The 15,080-nt window shown below is 53.8% G+C and carries 16 protein-coding genes; 15 read left to right on the forward strand and 1 reads right to left on the reverse strand.

Features of this window, described 5'->3' with window-relative positions; translation table 11 throughout:
- Positions 1-10: 10 nt before the first annotated feature.
- Positions 11-1,003 carry a phage shock protein operon transcriptional activator gene (gene pspF, locus IPZ49_RS14165; RefSeq protein ID WP_161799647.1) on the reverse strand — a complete coding sequence of 331 codons (993 nt, stop codon included), beginning with the start codon at positions 1,001-1,003 and terminating at the stop codon, positions 11-13.
- Positions 1,004-1,154: 151 nt separating this feature from the next.
- Between pspF and pspA the strand changes: the two genes are divergently transcribed.
- From pspA to IPZ49_RS14240, 15 genes are all read left to right on the forward strand, one after another.
- Entirely contained in the window at positions 1,155-1,823 is a 669-nt protein-coding gene (gene pspA, locus IPZ49_RS14170; protein ID WP_015570399.1) for a phage shock protein PspA, read from the forward strand.
- A gap of 49 nt (positions 1,824-1,872) precedes the next feature.
- A complete protein-coding gene (gene pspB / locus IPZ49_RS14175; RefSeq protein ID WP_003856853.1) occupies positions 1,873-2,097 on the forward strand; it encodes an envelope stress response membrane protein PspB in 225 nt (74 codons plus the stop codon).
- Entirely contained in the window at positions 2,097-2,456 is a 360-nt protein-coding gene (pspC, locus tag IPZ49_RS14180) for an envelope stress response membrane protein PspC (RefSeq protein WP_006810819.1), read from the forward strand. Before pspB ends, pspC begins: the two co-directional genes overlap by 1 nt.
- A gap of 12 nt (positions 2,457-2,468) precedes the next feature.
- Entirely contained in the window at positions 2,469-2,693 is a 225-nt protein-coding gene (gene pspD, locus IPZ49_RS14185; RefSeq protein WP_003856857.1) for a phage shock protein PspD, read from the forward strand.
- A 195-nt stretch (positions 2,694-2,888) separates the two neighbouring features.
- Positions 2,889-4,586, forward strand: a complete 1,698-nt coding sequence (locus tag IPZ49_RS14190) for a sugar phosphorylase (protein WP_063932753.1) — start codon at positions 2,889-2,891, stop codon at positions 4,584-4,586.
- A 13-nt stretch (positions 4,587-4,599) separates the two neighbouring features.
- Positions 4,600-5,892, forward strand: a complete 1,293-nt coding sequence (locus IPZ49_RS14195) for an ABC transporter substrate-binding protein (protein ID WP_048973895.1) — start codon at positions 4,600-4,602, stop codon at positions 5,890-5,892.
- A 21-nt stretch (positions 5,893-5,913) separates the two neighbouring features.
- Entirely contained in the window at positions 5,914-6,795 is an 882-nt protein-coding gene (locus tag IPZ49_RS14200) for a carbohydrate ABC transporter permease (RefSeq protein WP_033486867.1), read from the forward strand.
- The gene (locus IPZ49_RS14205) at positions 6,782-7,624 is read left to right on the forward strand and encodes a carbohydrate ABC transporter permease (RefSeq protein WP_015570402.1); all 843 of its coding nucleotides are present in this window, start codon (positions 6,782-6,784) and stop codon (positions 7,622-7,624) included. The genes IPZ49_RS14200 and IPZ49_RS14205 overlap by 14 nt, the downstream gene beginning before the upstream one ends.
- 28 nt (positions 7,625-7,652) lie before the next feature.
- On the forward strand, positions 7,653-8,705 hold the full coding sequence (locus IPZ49_RS14210) for a zinc-binding alcohol dehydrogenase (RefSeq protein WP_063932754.1): 1,053 nt from the start codon (positions 7,653-7,655) through the stop codon (positions 8,703-8,705).
- 17 nt (positions 8,706-8,722) lie between these two features.
- Positions 8,723-9,511: a sugar phosphate isomerase/epimerase gene (locus tag IPZ49_RS14215; protein ID WP_017383087.1), complete on the forward strand. Its 789-nt coding sequence runs from the start codon at positions 8,723-8,725 to the stop codon at positions 9,509-9,511.
- Between the two features lie 11 nt (positions 9,512-9,522).
- Positions 9,523-10,581: a Gfo/Idh/MocA family protein gene (locus IPZ49_RS14220; RefSeq protein ID WP_108454265.1), complete on the forward strand. Its 1,059-nt coding sequence runs from the start codon at positions 9,523-9,525 to the stop codon at positions 10,579-10,581.
- Positions 10,575-12,854, forward strand: a complete 2,280-nt coding sequence (locus IPZ49_RS14225; RefSeq protein ID WP_063932755.1) for a glycoside hydrolase family 65 protein — start codon at positions 10,575-10,577, stop codon at positions 12,852-12,854. The genes IPZ49_RS14220 and IPZ49_RS14225 overlap by 7 nt, the downstream gene beginning before the upstream one ends.
- Positions 12,844-13,509, forward strand: coding sequence for a beta-phosphoglucomutase (gene pgmB, locus IPZ49_RS14230; protein ID WP_062937813.1), 666 nt, complete (start codon positions 12,844-12,846; stop codon positions 13,507-13,509). Before IPZ49_RS14225 ends, pgmB begins: the two co-directional genes overlap by 11 nt.
- A 13-nt stretch (positions 13,510-13,522) precedes the next feature.
- Positions 13,523-14,605 carry an ABC transporter ATP-binding protein gene (locus tag IPZ49_RS14235; protein WP_045349641.1) on the forward strand — a complete coding sequence of 361 codons (1,083 nt, stop codon included), beginning with the start codon at positions 13,523-13,525 and terminating at the stop codon, positions 14,603-14,605.
- A gap of 65 nt (positions 14,606-14,670) precedes the next feature.
- On the forward strand, positions 14,671-15,080 hold a 410-nt coding region (locus IPZ49_RS14240; protein WP_193762851.1), incomplete at its 3' end, for an OmpG family monomeric porin.

The following is a 15,080-nucleotide window of genomic DNA, read 5'->3' on the forward strand; positions in this document are numbered from 1 at the left end:
GCTGATAATGTCAGCGCATTTGATGTTTTTTGAGCAATGCCCTTAACTGATGGTAGGTCAGGCCCAGCAGTTCAGCCGCCCGTTTCTGATTATATTTCGCCTCTTTCAGGCTCTGCTCAAGCAGCTGTTGCTCCTGCTGATGCTGGAACTGGCGTAAATCGAGCGGCAACGCCGGAGCCTGCTGGCGCGTCGCCGGAGCCGGGGGCTGTTTATCCTCACGCCGAAACGGATCGAGAATAATGTTGTCCAGTTCGGTCTCGCTGCTGCCATGCCGGTAAACGGACCGTTCCACCACGTTTTTCAGTTCACGAATATTGCCCGGCCAGTGGTAACCGAGCAGGGTCCCGGTGGCCCGTTCGCTGAAGCCCGGAAAGAGAGGCAGACCCAGTTCCCGGCACATCTGAATGGCAAACTGATCGGCCAGCAGCATGATATCGCTGCGCCGTTCCCGCAGCGGCGGCAGCTGTACAACATCGAAAGCCAGCCTGTCCAGCAGGTCGGCGCGGAATTTGTCCTCAGCCACCATCGCGGGCAGGTCGGCGTTGGTGGCGCATACCAGGCGAACGTTGACCTGGAGGGGCTGACTGCCGCCAACGCGTTCCAGTTCACCGTACTCAATGACGCGCAGCAGCTTTTCCTGCACCAGCATTGGTGCGGTCGCCAGCTCGTCGAGAAAGAGCGTTCCGCCATCGGCGCGCTCAAAGCGTCCGGGATGGCGTTTTTGTGCGCCGGTGAAGGCGCCAGCTTCATGACCAAACAGCTCGGTGTCGAGCAGGTTTTCATTCAGCGCCGCGCAGTTAAGGGAAATAAAAGGGCCGTCCCAGCGGCCAGACAGAAAGTGCAGGCGGTTAGCGATAAGTTCTTTACCTGTTCCGCGCTCACCGATAATCAGCACCGGTTTATTCAGCGGCGCGAGGCGCGATACCTGTTCAAGCACTTCCAGGAAGCTGTTGGCCTCGCCAAGCAAATTATCTTTATATTCAGCCATGATGAAATTAACCACTCCTTAGTGATATTCACCAGGTGAGAATAGCCGCTGGCTGGATAAATATCAATCACACTCAGTAAAATCAATAAGATAAAAAGTTGGCATGGGATTTGTATTAACTACTCAGCAGGGCATCGCCCGATAACAGAACTATGAGGATTGAATTATGGGTATTTTTTCTCGTTTTGCCGACATCGTGAACGCCAACATCAACTCGCTGCTGGAGAAAGCGGAAGATCCGCAGAAGCTGGTGCGCCTGATGATTCAGGAGATGGAAGACACGCTGGTTGAAGTACGCTCCACCTCCGCCCGCGCGCTGGCAGAGAAAAAGCAGTTAACGCGTCGTATCGAGCAGGCAACTGCCCAGCTTAACGAATGGCAGGAAAAAGCGGAACTGGCGCTGCGTAAAGATAAAGAAGATCTAGCTCGCGCTGCGCTGATTGAGAAGCAGAAGCTGACCGACATGGTTGCCACGCTGGAACACGAAGTGACGCTGGTGGATGATACTCTGGCGCGTATGAAGAAAGAGATTGGTGAGCTTGAAAACAAACTCAGCGAAACCCGTGCACGTCAACAGGCGCTGGCGCTGCGCCACCAGGCTGCAAGCTCGTCCCGCGACGTGCGTCGCCAGCTGGACAGCGGCAAGCTGGATGAAGCGATGGCCCGTTTCGAATCGTTTGAACGTCGTATCGACCACATGGAAGCGGAAGCCGAGAGCCACAGCATCGGTAAACAGAAAACCCTCGATCAGCAGTTTGCTGACCTGAAGGCCGATGATGAAATTAGCGAGCAACTGGCTGCGCTGAAAGCCAAAATGAAACAAGACAACCAATAATAATTCCTGCGGCACCTGAGCGTGCCGCATCGTAAGACAAGGAGTACACATGAGCGCGCTTTTTCTGGCTATACCCCTGACCATTTTCGTGCTGTTTGTTCTGCCCATCTGGTTATGGCTGCACTACAGCAACCGCTCTTCACGCGGTGAGCTGTCGCAGAGTGAACAACAGCGGCTGGCGCAGCTCTCTGCCGAGGCAAATAAAATGCGCGAACGTATTCAGGCGCTGGAAGCGATCCTGGACGCGGAACACCCGAACTGGAGGGAACGGTAATGGCTGGACTGAATCTGAATAAAAAACTGTGGCGGATCCCACAGCAGGGCATGGTTCGGGGTGTTTGCGCCGGGCTGGCGCACTATCTGGATGTTCCGGTAAAACTGGTGCGTGTGGTCACGGTATTGTCGATTTTCTTCGGCCTGGCCTTTATTACACTGGTGGCATACATCATTCTGTCGTTTGTACTCGATCCTATGCCGGAAGGTGAGCTGGATGCGGAGAACACGCCAACCAGCAGCGATCTCCTGAACGCGGTGGATGAACAGCTGAGCGCAGGGGAGAAGCGATTGCGCGAGATGGAACGTTATGTCACCTCCGATACCTTTACGCTGAGAAGTCGTTTTCGTCAGCTTTAAGAGAGAACTTACATGAAACAAAACTGGCAACAGGCCGGTCAGAAGGTAAAACCCGGCCTGAAAATCGCAGGTAAACTGGTTCTGATGACGGCGTTACGTTATGGCCCGGCCGGTGTGGCGGGTTGGGCGATCAAGTCTGTTGCCCGCAAGCCGGTCAGAATGATGCTGGCGGTCGCTCTGGAGCCGTTGTTACAGAAGCTGGCAAAACGCGTTTCCCGGCGCTACCTGTCACGCTAGTTCCTCCCGCATAAGCCCTTTCTCGCCCAGAGAAGGGGCATGACTTTCCCTTCTGCGTTTCTTATGCTTTTCTGCTTTCTTTGCGGCAGCTCACAATAATGCGTTGCGCTGCGCTGAGATTGCCGCTTTCTGCCCCCGGGTCCGTTGACAGATATTTTACATGGGAGTAGATTGCCAATCCGTGGGACCGCTACCATGGAAAATAATGTGAACGCAAAAATTAAAAAACTTATCAATCATATTTACGGTGAATCATTTTCAGATGCACACCTTAACGTGTTATTAACTAAGCTTGAAAAGGCGGCGGTTAATATTACGGAAAAGCGTAAGTCAGGCTGGGATGAAAAAGACGTTGTGCTGATTACCTATGCCGATCAGTTCTCCGCGAAAGGGGAGAAAGCGTTGCCGGTATTTACCCGTTTCTATAATGAATGGCTTTCTCGCACGTTTTCTCATGTCCATCTGTTACCGTTTTATCCGTGGTCGTCGGATGATGGATTTTCCGTTATTGATTATCACGAAGTTGCACCTGAAACCGGAACCTGGCGAGATGTCGCGGAATTAAAACAGTCTGCCAGCTTAATGTTTGACTTCGTTTGCAACCATATGTCAGCGAAAAGCGAATGGTTTGCTAATTATCTGGCGCAGAAGCCGGGCTACGAAGATTTCTTTATTTCTGTCGATCCCGAAACCGATTTATCGGCGGTGACGCGTCCCCGCGCATTACCGCTGCTGACGCCGTTCACGCTTAATGATGGCAGCGTTCGTCATCTGTGGACCACATTCAGCGATGACCAGATCGATCTCAATTTCGCCTCGCCGCAGGTGCTGATTGCCATGGTTGACGTTCTGCTCCATTACCTCATGGAAGGGGCGCGTTATATCCGTCTGGATGCGGTCGGGTTTATGTGGAAGATCCCGGGAACCACCTGTATCCATCTGGAACAAACCCATTGCCTTATCCAGCTTTTCCGCGCCATTACGGACGCCGTGGCGCCTGGAACGGTGATCATCACTGAGACAAATGTTCCCCACAAAGACAATATCTCTTACTTCGGTGATGGTGAAAATGAAGCCCAGATGGTCTATCAGTTTTCCTTACCACCGCTGGTGCTGCACGCCGTTCATCGTCAGGATGTTAAAGCCCTGTGCCGGTGGGCGGGCTCGCTGGCGCTGCCTTCAACTTACACCACCTGGTTTAATTTCCTGGCTTCACATGATGGTATCGGATTGAACCCGTTACGCGGCATCCTTCCGGAATCAGAGATCCTCTCGCTGGTCGAAAAGCTTCAGCAGGAAGGCGCGCTGGTCAACTGGAAAAATAATCCTGACGGAACGCGAAGCCCCTATGAAATTAATGTCACCTATCTTGATGCGTTGAGTTTGCGAGACAGCTCAGATGATGAGCGCATTGCGCGGTTCATCCTGGCGCATGCTGTGTTGTTAAGTTTTCCTGGCGTACCGGCTGTATATATTCAAAGCATTCTTGGTTCGCGTAACGATTATGAAGGTGTCGAACGTCTCGGATATAATCGCGCGATAAACAGGAAGAAATACACCGCAGGTCAGGTTGATCGGGAGCTTAATAATAATAAGAGTATACGTTATCAGATTTATTCTCGTTTGAGTGAGCTTATTGCTGTTCGTCGCGGCGAGCGTGCGTTCCATCCGGATAGTCAGGCTATTTTTGACGCAATCGGTGAACATATTCTTAAAATTGTTCGTGTTGCTGAAAATGGCGAGCGAATGACAGCATTATTTAATTTTAGCAATAAAATGCAGACCGTTTATGGACAAACGCTCTTTGGTAGGGAATTACTCTCAGGACAAGATATTAGCGGTACGGAACTGACCCTCAATCCATGGCAGGTAATGTGGATTAAAGAAAACTAAAAAGGACCCTAAAATGAAAATGCCCAAAATTGTGCTGTTATCAGCACTGGTTTCGTGCGCCCTGTTATCAGGCTGTAAGGACGATAAAGCATCTCAGGTCACCATTGAGTTTATGCACTCGTCGGTAGAACAGGAGCGTCAGGCAGTTATTACGAAACTGATCGAAAAATTCGAGAAAGAAAACCCGACTATTACGGTGAAACAGGTCCCCGTTGAGGAAGATGCCTATAACACCAAGGTCATTACGTTGGCCCGTACCGGCGCGCTGCCGGAAGTGATTGAAGTCAGCCATGACTACGCCAAAGTCATGGATAAAGAGCAACTGCTGGACCGTGACGCGATCGGCAACGCGATTAAAGCCGTCGGAGAAGATACCTTTTACGACGGTATTTTACGCGTTGTTCGCACCGAAGACGGCAAGGCATGGACGGGGGTGCCGGTTAGCGCGTGGCTGTCCGGCGTCTGGTATCACAAAGATGCGCTCGCGGCAGCGGGAATCGAAGAACCGCACAACTGGGAGCAACTGCTGAAAGCCAGTCAGGCGCTCAACGAACCGGCGAAAAAACATTACGGTATCGCGCTTCCAACCGCAGAAAGCGTCATGACGGAGCAGGCCTTCTCGCAGTTTGCGTTGTCAGGCGGAGCCAACGTCTTTGATGCAAACGGCAACGTGAAAATCGATACCCCTGAAATGTCGAAAGCGCTGGCGTTTTATCGGGCACTGGCCGCGAACACCATGCCGGGCTCCAATGATGTCATGGAGATCAAAGACGCCTTCATGAACGGCTCTGCGCCTATGGCCGTTTACTCCACCTATATCCTGCCCGCGGTCTACAAAGATGGCAATCCGGCCAACCTGGGGTTCGTGGTCCCGACGGAAAAATCATCAGCCGTGTACGGCATGATCACCTCGTTGACGATCACGACCGGCCAGACCGAAGAGGAAACGCAGGCGGCAGAAAAGTTTGTGACCTGGATGGAGCAGGCTCAAAACGCGTCTGACTGGGTGATGATGTCCCCTGGCGCGGCGCTACCGGTGAACAAACTCGTGGTGGGCACTGATAGCTGGAAAAACAACGACGTGATCAAAGCCTTTGGCCAACTGCCTTACGAGCTGATTGCGCAGTTCCCGAACGTCCAGGTATTTGGCGCCGTAGGCGACAAAAACTTTACCCGCATGGGAGATGTTACCGGGTCCGGCATTATCAGTTCCATGGTGCATAACGTGACGGTGGGACAAAAAGATCTCAATGCGACGTTAAGCAACAGCCAGAAGAAACTGACTGACCTGATATCACAACGATAGGAGCGCTTTGCGAAGGGAATTATGAAGACGTTGTTTTCTGGTCGTTCAGATATGCCTTTCGCCATGCTGCTGTTGGCCCCCAGCCTGATTTTGCTGGGGTGCCTGGTGGCCTGGCCAATGATTTCCAACATTGAAATCAGTTTTTTACGTTTACCGCTGAACCCGCGTATTGATGCGGTGTTCGTCGGCCTGGATAACTACATTCGCATTCTGGGCGATGCTGCGTTCTGGCACTCCCTGTGGATGACGTTCTGGTATACGGCGCTGGTCGTGCTCGGCAGCACCGGGCTGGGACTGGCCGTAGCGATCTTCTTTAACCGTGAATTCCGCATGCGGAAAACGGCACGTTCACTGGTGATTCTGTCCTACGTGACGCCGTCTATTTCACTGGTATTTGCCTGGAAATACATGTTCAACAACGGCTACGGGATTGTGAACTATCTGGGCGTTGATCTGCTGCATCTCTACGATCAGGCGCCGCTGTGGTTCGATAATCCTGGCAGCAGTTTTGTCCTGGTTGTGCTGTTCGCCATCTGGCGTTACTTCCCGTACGCCTTTATCTCGTTCCTCGCGATTTTACAGACCATTGATAAATCATTGTACGAAGCGGCAGAGATGGACGGAGCAAATGCCTGGCAGCGTTTTCGTATCGTGACGTTGCCCGCCATCATGCCGGTGCTGGCCACGGTGGTCACGCTGCGAACCATCTGGATGTTCTACATGTTTGCGGATGTTTATCTGCTCACCACCAAGGTCGACATTCTGGGCGTATATCTCTACAAAACCGCCTTTGCGTTCAATGACCTGGGTAAAGCAGCCGCCATTTCCGTTGTGCTGTTTGTGATCATCTTCGCTGTCATTCTGCTGACCAGAAAAAGGGTAAACCTCAATGGCAACAAATAAACGCGTTCTGGGCCGTATCGGTTTTTATCTGGGACTGGCGCTATTTCTGATTATCACGCTGTTTCCATTTTTTGTGATGTTGATGACGTCGTTCAAAAGCGCGAAAGAGGCGATCTCGCTGCACCCGACCATTCTGCCGCAGGAGTGGACGCTACAGCACTACATCGACATCTTTAACCCGCTGATTTTCCCGTTTGTGGATTACTTTCGTAACAGCATGGTGGTGTCGCTGACCTCCTCGGTCATTGCGGTGTTTCTCGGCACGCTGGGCGCGTATGCGTTATCCAAATTGCGCTTTAAAGGGCGCACGACGATCAATGCGAGCTTCTACACCGTCTATATGTTCTCCGGGATCCTGCTGGTGGTGCCGCTGTTCAAAATCATCACCGCGCTCGGCATTTATGACACCGAACTGGCGCTGATCATCACCATGGTGACGCAGACGTTGCCTACCGCGGTCTTTATGCTGCGCAGCTATTTCGACACCATCCCGGACGAAATCGAAGAAGCCGCGATGATGGACGGCCTGAACCGCCTGCAAATCATCTTCCGCATCACCGTGCCGCTGGCGATCTCGGGTCTGGTGTCGGTCTTTGTCTACTGCTTCATGGTGGCGTGGAATGACTATCTGTTCGCCTCCATTTTCCTGTCCAGCGCCAGCAACTTCACGTTGCCGGTCGGGCTGAACACGCTCTTCAGTACGCCAGATTACATCTGGGGTCGCATGATGGCTGCATCGCTGGTAACGGCACTTCCGGTCGTCATTATGTATGCCCTGTCTGAACGTTTCATTAAAAGTGGTTTGACCGCCGGCGGCGTGAAGGGCTGAGGCGGCCGATTTTAACAAGGAGTCAGTCATGAAAAAATTAGTTGCGACAGCGCCTCGTGTAGCGGCGCTGGTGGAATACGAAGATCGTCCTGTTGCAGCACACGAGGTGAAGATTCGTGCCCGTTATGGCGCCCCGAAACACGGTACTGAAGTCGTGGATTTCCGCGCGGCAAGCCCGTTCATCGATGAAGAGTTCAACGCGGAGTGGCAGATGTTTACCCCGCGTGAAGAAGGTGCAGCGCGCGGTATCGAATTTGGTAAATTCCAGCTGGGGAACATGATCGTCGGCGACATCATCGAATGTGGTGCGGACGTGACGGAATACCAGATCGGCGACAGCGTCTGCTGCTACGGCCCGTTGCAGGAAATGGTCATTGTTAACGCGGTGAACAACTATAAGCTGCGCAAAATGCCGCAGGGCGCATCCTGGAAAAACGCCGTTTGTTACGATCCGGCGCAGTTCGCCATGAGCGGCGTGCGTGATGCTAACGTCCGCGTAGGGGATTTCGTCGTGGTTGTGGGGTTGGGCGCGATTGGTCAGATTGCGATTCAGCTGGCGAAAAAAGCCGGCGCGTCAGTGGTTATTGGTGTCGATCTTATCGAACATCGCTGTGAGATCGCCCGCCGTCACGGTGCAGACCACTGCCTGAACCCAATCGGTACCGATGTCGGTCTGGAAATTAAGAAACTGACCGGCAAGCAGGGCGCGGATGTGATCATCGAAACCAGCGGATTTGCAGATGCGCTGCAATCTGCGCTGCGCGGTCTCGCCTACGGCGGAACGATCTCCTACGTGGCCTTCGCCAAGCCGTTTACGGCGGGCTTCAACCTTGGTCGCGAGGCACACTTCAACAACGCCAAAATTGTCTTCTCCCGCGCATGCAGTGAACCCAACCCGGATTATCCGCGCTGGAGCCGCAAGCGTATTGAAGAGACCTGCTGGGAATTGCTGATGAACGGTTATCTCAATTGCGAAGATCTGATCGACCCGGTCGTCACCTTCACCACCAGCCCGGAAAGCTATATGAAGTATGTCGATCAGCACCCGGAACTCAGTATCAAAATGGGCGTCACTTTTTAAGCTAAGGACAGCAAATCATGAAAATCGCAACACAAAACCAGGCCTTTTTCCCGACCGCTATCATGGAAAAATTCGAATACATCAAAGCGATGGGATTTGATGGCTACGAAATTGATGGCCGGCTGCTGGTGGAAAACCTCGACGAAGTAAAAGCGGCTATCAAAGCCACCGGCCTGCCGGTCACGACGGCCTGTGGCGGATACGATGGCTGGATCGGGGATTTTATCGAAGAACGCCGCCTGAACGGTCTACAGCAGATTGAACGCATTCTGGAAGCGCTGGCAGAAGTGGGCGGCAAGGGGATTATCGTTCCGGCTGCGTGGGGGATGTTTACCTTCCGTCTGCCGCCAATGACTTCGCCACGTAGCCTGGACGGCGATCGCAAAGCGGTCAGCGCTTCCCTGCGCTGGCTGGATGAGGTGGCAGCGCGCACCGGTACTACCGTCTACCTGGAGCCGCTGAACCGCTATCAGGATCATATGATCAACACCCTGGCCGATGCGCGTCGTTATATCGAAGAGAACGGCCTGAAGCACGTGCAGATCATCGGTGATTTCTACCACATGAATATTGAAGAAGACTCCCTGACGGAAGCGCTGCATCACAACCGCGACCTGCTGGGTCATGTGCACATTGCTGATAACCACCGCTATCAGCCGGGCAGCGGCAGCCTCGATTTCGCCAGCCTGTTCGATCAGCTGCGTGCCGATAACTATCAGGGTTACGTCGTGTACGAGTGCCGGGTGCGTGCCGACGATCCGGCTCAGGCCTATAAGGACTCTCTCACTTACTTGCGTGAATGCTAAGGATGACGAGCGTGATGAGTGCTTCTACACCTTTGCCTCTGCGCGTCGCCATCATTGGCGCCGGGCAGGTTGCAGACAAAGTGCATGCCTCGTATTACGCCACGCGCAGTGATGTTCAAATGGTGGCTGTCATGGACAGCCGCCTTGAGCAGGCACAGGCGTTCGCGGAACGTTATGCTATTCCATCGGCATGGCAGGACGCTCACGAGATGTTGCAGGAAGTAAAACCGGATGTGGTGAGCGTCTGTTCGCCTAACCGGTTCCATTTTGAACATGTGATGGCGGCTCTCGAAGCAGGCTGTCATGTGATGTGTGAAAAGCCGCCGGCGATGACGCCGCACCAGGCGGATGAGATGCGTCTCGCGGCGCGCAAGGCTGGAAAAGTCCTCGCGTACGATTTTCACCATCGCTTTGCCCTGGATACCCAGCTCCTGCGCGATGCGGTTATGAACGGAACGCTCGGTGAAATTTACTTCACCTCCGCGCAGGCGCTGCGTCGTTGCGGTGTGCCGGGGTGGGGCGTGTTCACCAATAAATCGCTTCAGGGCGGCGGGCCGCTGATCGATATCGGCATTCATATGCTGGATGCCGCGATGTATGTGCTGGGCTTCCCGGCCGTGAAGCGGGTAACCGCGCACAGCTTCCAGAGACTGGGGAACCGGAAACACACCGGCCAGTTTGGCGAATGGGATCCTGCGCAGTTTACCGTGGAAGATGCCCTGTTTGGCACGATTGAGTTCTGCAACGGTGGCATTCTGCGTCTGGACACCTCTTTTGCGCTTAATATCCGCGAGCAGTCGATCATGAACGTCTCTTTCTGCGGTGAGAAGGCGGGTGCAACGCTGTTCCCGGCACACATTTATAACGACGAAGCCGGTGTTTTACAGACGCTGACCCAGCGGGAAGAGGCTGACGATCGCCGACATCTGCGCAGTATGGACGCGTTTGTTCGCCACGTATTGGGCGAGCCGGTCATGATTGCCGATGCGGAGCAGGGGCTGGTGATCCAGCAATTAGTCGCGGCGTTATATGAAGCCGCGGAAACAGGGGAAAGCGTGACGTTATGCTGAACCAGTCTGTATTAACCGATCCGGGCTTTTGCCCGCATAGCCTGAATAAGTACGCGTCCATTATGGCCTGCGGCAATGGCTACATGGGCATTCGCGCCACGCATGAAGAAGATTACACCCAGCAGACCAGAGGCATGTATCTCGCCGGGCTGTATCATCGCGCGGGACGCAATGAAACCACTGAGCTGATCAATCTGCCGGATGTCACCGGGGTTGAAGTTGAGCTGGACGGCGTCAATTTCACGCTCCTTTCAGGCGAAATTCTTGAGTGGCAACGCGAGCTGGCCTTTGCTAACGGCGAACTGCATCGTAACGTTGTCTGGCGTTCGCCGGACGGAAAACGCTATCGCCTCGAGAGCCGTCGTTTTGTTTCGCTGGACCAGTTGCCCTTAGTGGCAATGCAGCTCTCGATCACACCGCTTGACGGCGCCGCTCAGGCCGTGCTGAAAACCGGCATAGATGCGACACAAACGAACAGCGGCAGGCAGCATCTGGATGAAATCTCGGTCAGGGTCTTTGACCAGCACTACATGCAGGGTGTGTATGAAACGCAGGACCGGGCGTCTGAAGTTGTTGTTTCGGCGTTTTGTCAGCTCTCCGCTAAGAGCGACAGCTGTTTCACCGCCAAAAATCGTCGCCTCAGCGTTCATCATTCTCTGACTATCTCGCAAGGTGACACTGTCACGCTTGAGAAAATCGTCTGGCTGACGTATCGCTGCGATAAATCGCTCTCGCAGGAGTCTTTCGCCCGCAACGCGCTGGCCGATCTCAAAGTCTGCGCGGCAAGAGGCTACGATGCGTTGCTTGAGAGCTCAGCGTACGCCTGGGAAGCGGTCTGGCGTGATGCTCGGGTGGAAGTGACGTGTGCAGAACAGCAGGATCAGCTGGCGCTGGATTACGCCGTCTGGCATCTGACGACAATGACGCCTGCTCATGATGAGCGAAGCAGTATTGCGGCTAAAGGGCTGACGGGTGAGGGGTATAAGGGACACGTCTTCTGGGATACCGAAATTTTCCTGCTGCCGTTCCATCTGTTTACCCGTCCACAGATTGCCCGCAGTCTGCTGCGCTATCGCTGGCTCAATCTTTCGGGCGCGCGTGAAAAAGCACGCCGTAACGGTTGGCCGGGCGCGTTGTTCCCGTGGGAAAGCGCCGCCAGCGGACAGGAAGAGACGCCAGAATTCGCGGCCATTAACATCCGCACCGGGGTTCGCCAGAAGGTCGCCTCCGCACTCGCTGAACACCACATCGTGGCTGATATTGCCTGGGCCGTTGTCGCTTACTGGCAGGCAACACACGACGATGCCTTTATGCGCAATGAGGGCCTGACGCTGCTGATGGAAACCGCTTCGTTCTGGATGGGACGCGCGACGGAAATTAATGGTCGTCTTGAGATCCATGACGTAATCGGACCGGATGAATACACCGAGCATGTCAACAACAACGCCTACACCAACTATCTGGCCTGGCACAACGTTGCCTGCGCGCGTCAGTTTATGGCGATGTTTGGGCGTGAAGATGCGCGTTTTACGGAGAATGCCGGGACGTTTCTGGCGCGCCTGTGGCTGCCAGAGGCCGACGCAGAGGGTGTGATCCCGCAGGATGATACCTTCATGGCAAAACCTGCCATCGATCTGAGTCGCTATAAAGCCAAAGCGGGTAAGCAAACCATTCTGCTTGATTACTCTCGCGCGGAAGTGAACGAGATGCAGATCCTGAAGCAGGCCGACGTGGTGATGCTTAACTACCTGCTGCCGGAACGGTTTACGCCGCAGCAATGTGCCGCCAATCTGGCGTTCTACGAGCCACGCACGATCCATGATTCATCCCTGAGTAAAGCCATTCACGGCATTGTGCTCGCACGCTGCGGTGACACCGAGGGGGCGTATGCCTTCTGGCGCGATGGTATCGCCATTGACCTGGGAGACGACCCGCACAGCAGCGATGATGGTATTCATGCCGCCGCCACCGGTGCGATCTGGTTGGGCGCCATTCAGGGATTTGCTGGCCTGCACATTAGCGAAGGGGAGCTGCATCTTGCGCCGAAGCTGCCTGTTCACTGGCAGAAACTCGCCTTCCCGCTGCGGTGGCGGGACGCAACAATGCACATTACCTGTGAAGATGACCAGTTAACCATTGAAACTACCGCACCTGTCACGTTGACGCTGTGGGGTAAAACGCTGCACGTATCAGGGCGAAAGGTCTGTGAGCGTAAGGACTTTCTTGCATCTGTTAATGGGACCGCTACCACGGAGGGGCGCCATGACGCTTAACGCTGTTGTATTCGATCTGGACGGGGTCATCACCGATACCGCTCATCTTCACTTTCTAGCCTGGCGCGCCGTGGCGGAGGAGATTGGTATCACCTTCGATGAAGTATTTAACGAACAGCTGAAGGGAATAAGCCGTATGGACTCCCTCCAGCGCATTCTGAAACATGGCGGGAAAGAGGGGATGTTCAGTGACGAGCAGCGCCTGGCGCTGGCGACGAAAAAAAACGCGCTTTACGTCCAGTCGCTGGCATCACTGACGCAGGATTCGCTGCTGCCGGGTATTTGCGACGTGCTGGCGGATATTCGCGCCGCGAAGGTCAAAATTGGCCTGGCATCCGTATCGCTTAATGCCCCTGGGATTTTGCACGCGTTGGGTATTCATCAGGCTTTCGATTTTTGCGCCGATGCTTCGCGCATTTGCCGCTCAAAGCCGGACCCGGAAATCTTCCTTGCGGCCTGTAAAGGACTGAACGTGCGTCCTGAAGAGGCCATTGGTATCGAAGATGCCGCCGCAGGGGTAGATGCGATCAACGCCGCAGGCATGCTGTCGGTCGGGATTGGGCCTGGCCTGAACCATGCGGGATTACAACTTCATTCAACGCAGGAACTGACCTGGGAACGCCTCACGGCGTTCTGGGCATCCCGGGCGTATTGATAAGGAATTAATAATGGCTCAACTGTCTCTGAAACACATTCAGAAAATCTATGATAACCAGGTCCACGTGGTTAAAGATTTCAACCTCGAAATTGAAGACAAAGAATTTATTGTCTTCGTCGGTCCATCGGGCTGTGGGAAATCCACGACGCTGCGAATGATTGCCGGCCTTGAGGAGATCAGCGCGGGTGAACTGATTATTGACGGGGTTTGCATGAATGATGTTCCCGCCAAGTCCCGTGATATCGCGATGGTCTTCCAGAACTATGCGCTCTATCCGCATATGACAGTCTACGACAACATGGCGTTTGGCCTGAAAATGCAAAAAATTGCGCCCTCCGTCATTGAAGAACGCGTTACCTGGGCGGCACAGATCCTGGGCTTGCGCGACTATCTCCAGCGTAAACCTGGTGCGTTGTCCGGCGGTCAGCGCCAGCGCGTGGCGTTAGGCAGGGCGATAGTGCGCGAAGCGGGGGTCTTCCTGATGGATGAGCCTTTATCCAATCTCGATGCCAAACTTCGTGTGCAGATGCGCGCTGAAATCAGCAAGCTGCACCAGAAGCTTAATACCACCATGATTTACGTGACGCACGATCAGACGGAAGCCATGACGATGGCGACCCGCATCGTGATTTTAAAGGACGGCATCATTCAGCAGGTGGGCGCGCCGAAGCAGGTATACAACGAGCCGGCGAATATGTTCGTTGCAGGGTTTATTGGCTCACCGGCGATGAACTTCATTCGTGGCGCAATCGACGACCGCTACTTTGTGACGGAAACGCTGCATCTGGAGATCCCGGAGGACAAGCTGGCCGTGCTTAATGCGCAAGGTTACCAGCGTAAAGCGGTTGTCTTTGGGATCCGTCCGGAAGACATTCTCACCGCACAGCGAAGCGGTGAAAACATCACGGCGAAGATCAGCGTTGCTGAGCTGACCGGGGCTGAATTTATGCTTTATGCCACCGTGGGTGGGCATGAACTGGTTGTCCGTGCGGGAGCGGCGGATGATTACGTTGCCGGAGAGAATATCGGCATCCAGTTCGATATGAATAAGTGCCATTTCTTCGATGCTGATACTGAAACAGCTATTAGATAAGAAAGGTGTTCGCCGGAAATGAAAGTTTCCGGTTTTTTGTGTGTTAATTATAAAGGAATATTTTAATGAGTACTCTACTAAGAAGTGCTGCGCTCGTCCTGTGCGCAGGGGTGAGCTGCGCGCAAGCAACAGAATCAGCCAAACAGTGGGAATTTAATATTGGCGCCATGTATGAAATTGAAAACGTAGAAGGTCAGGCTGACGATAAAGATGGATTATATGAACCCTCCGTGTGGTTTAATGCCACATGGGATGCATGGACCATTTCGCTGGCTATGTATCAGGAAGGGCCGGTTGATTACAGTAGCATGACGCGCGGCACCTATTTCGATCGACCTGAAGTAGAATTACGCTATCGTTTTATCGGCACCGATGATTTTACGTTCGGCCTGACCGGTGGTTTCCGTAATTATGGCTATCACTTTAAGGATGAGCATGGTGCTAAAGACGGTAGTGCTAAGGAAGGTGCGAACAA

This window comes from Enterobacter cloacae complex sp. S2 (assembly GCF_015159675.1).
Classification (GTDB): domain Bacteria; phylum Pseudomonadota; class Gammaproteobacteria; order Enterobacterales; family Enterobacteriaceae; genus Enterobacter; species Enterobacter intestinihominis.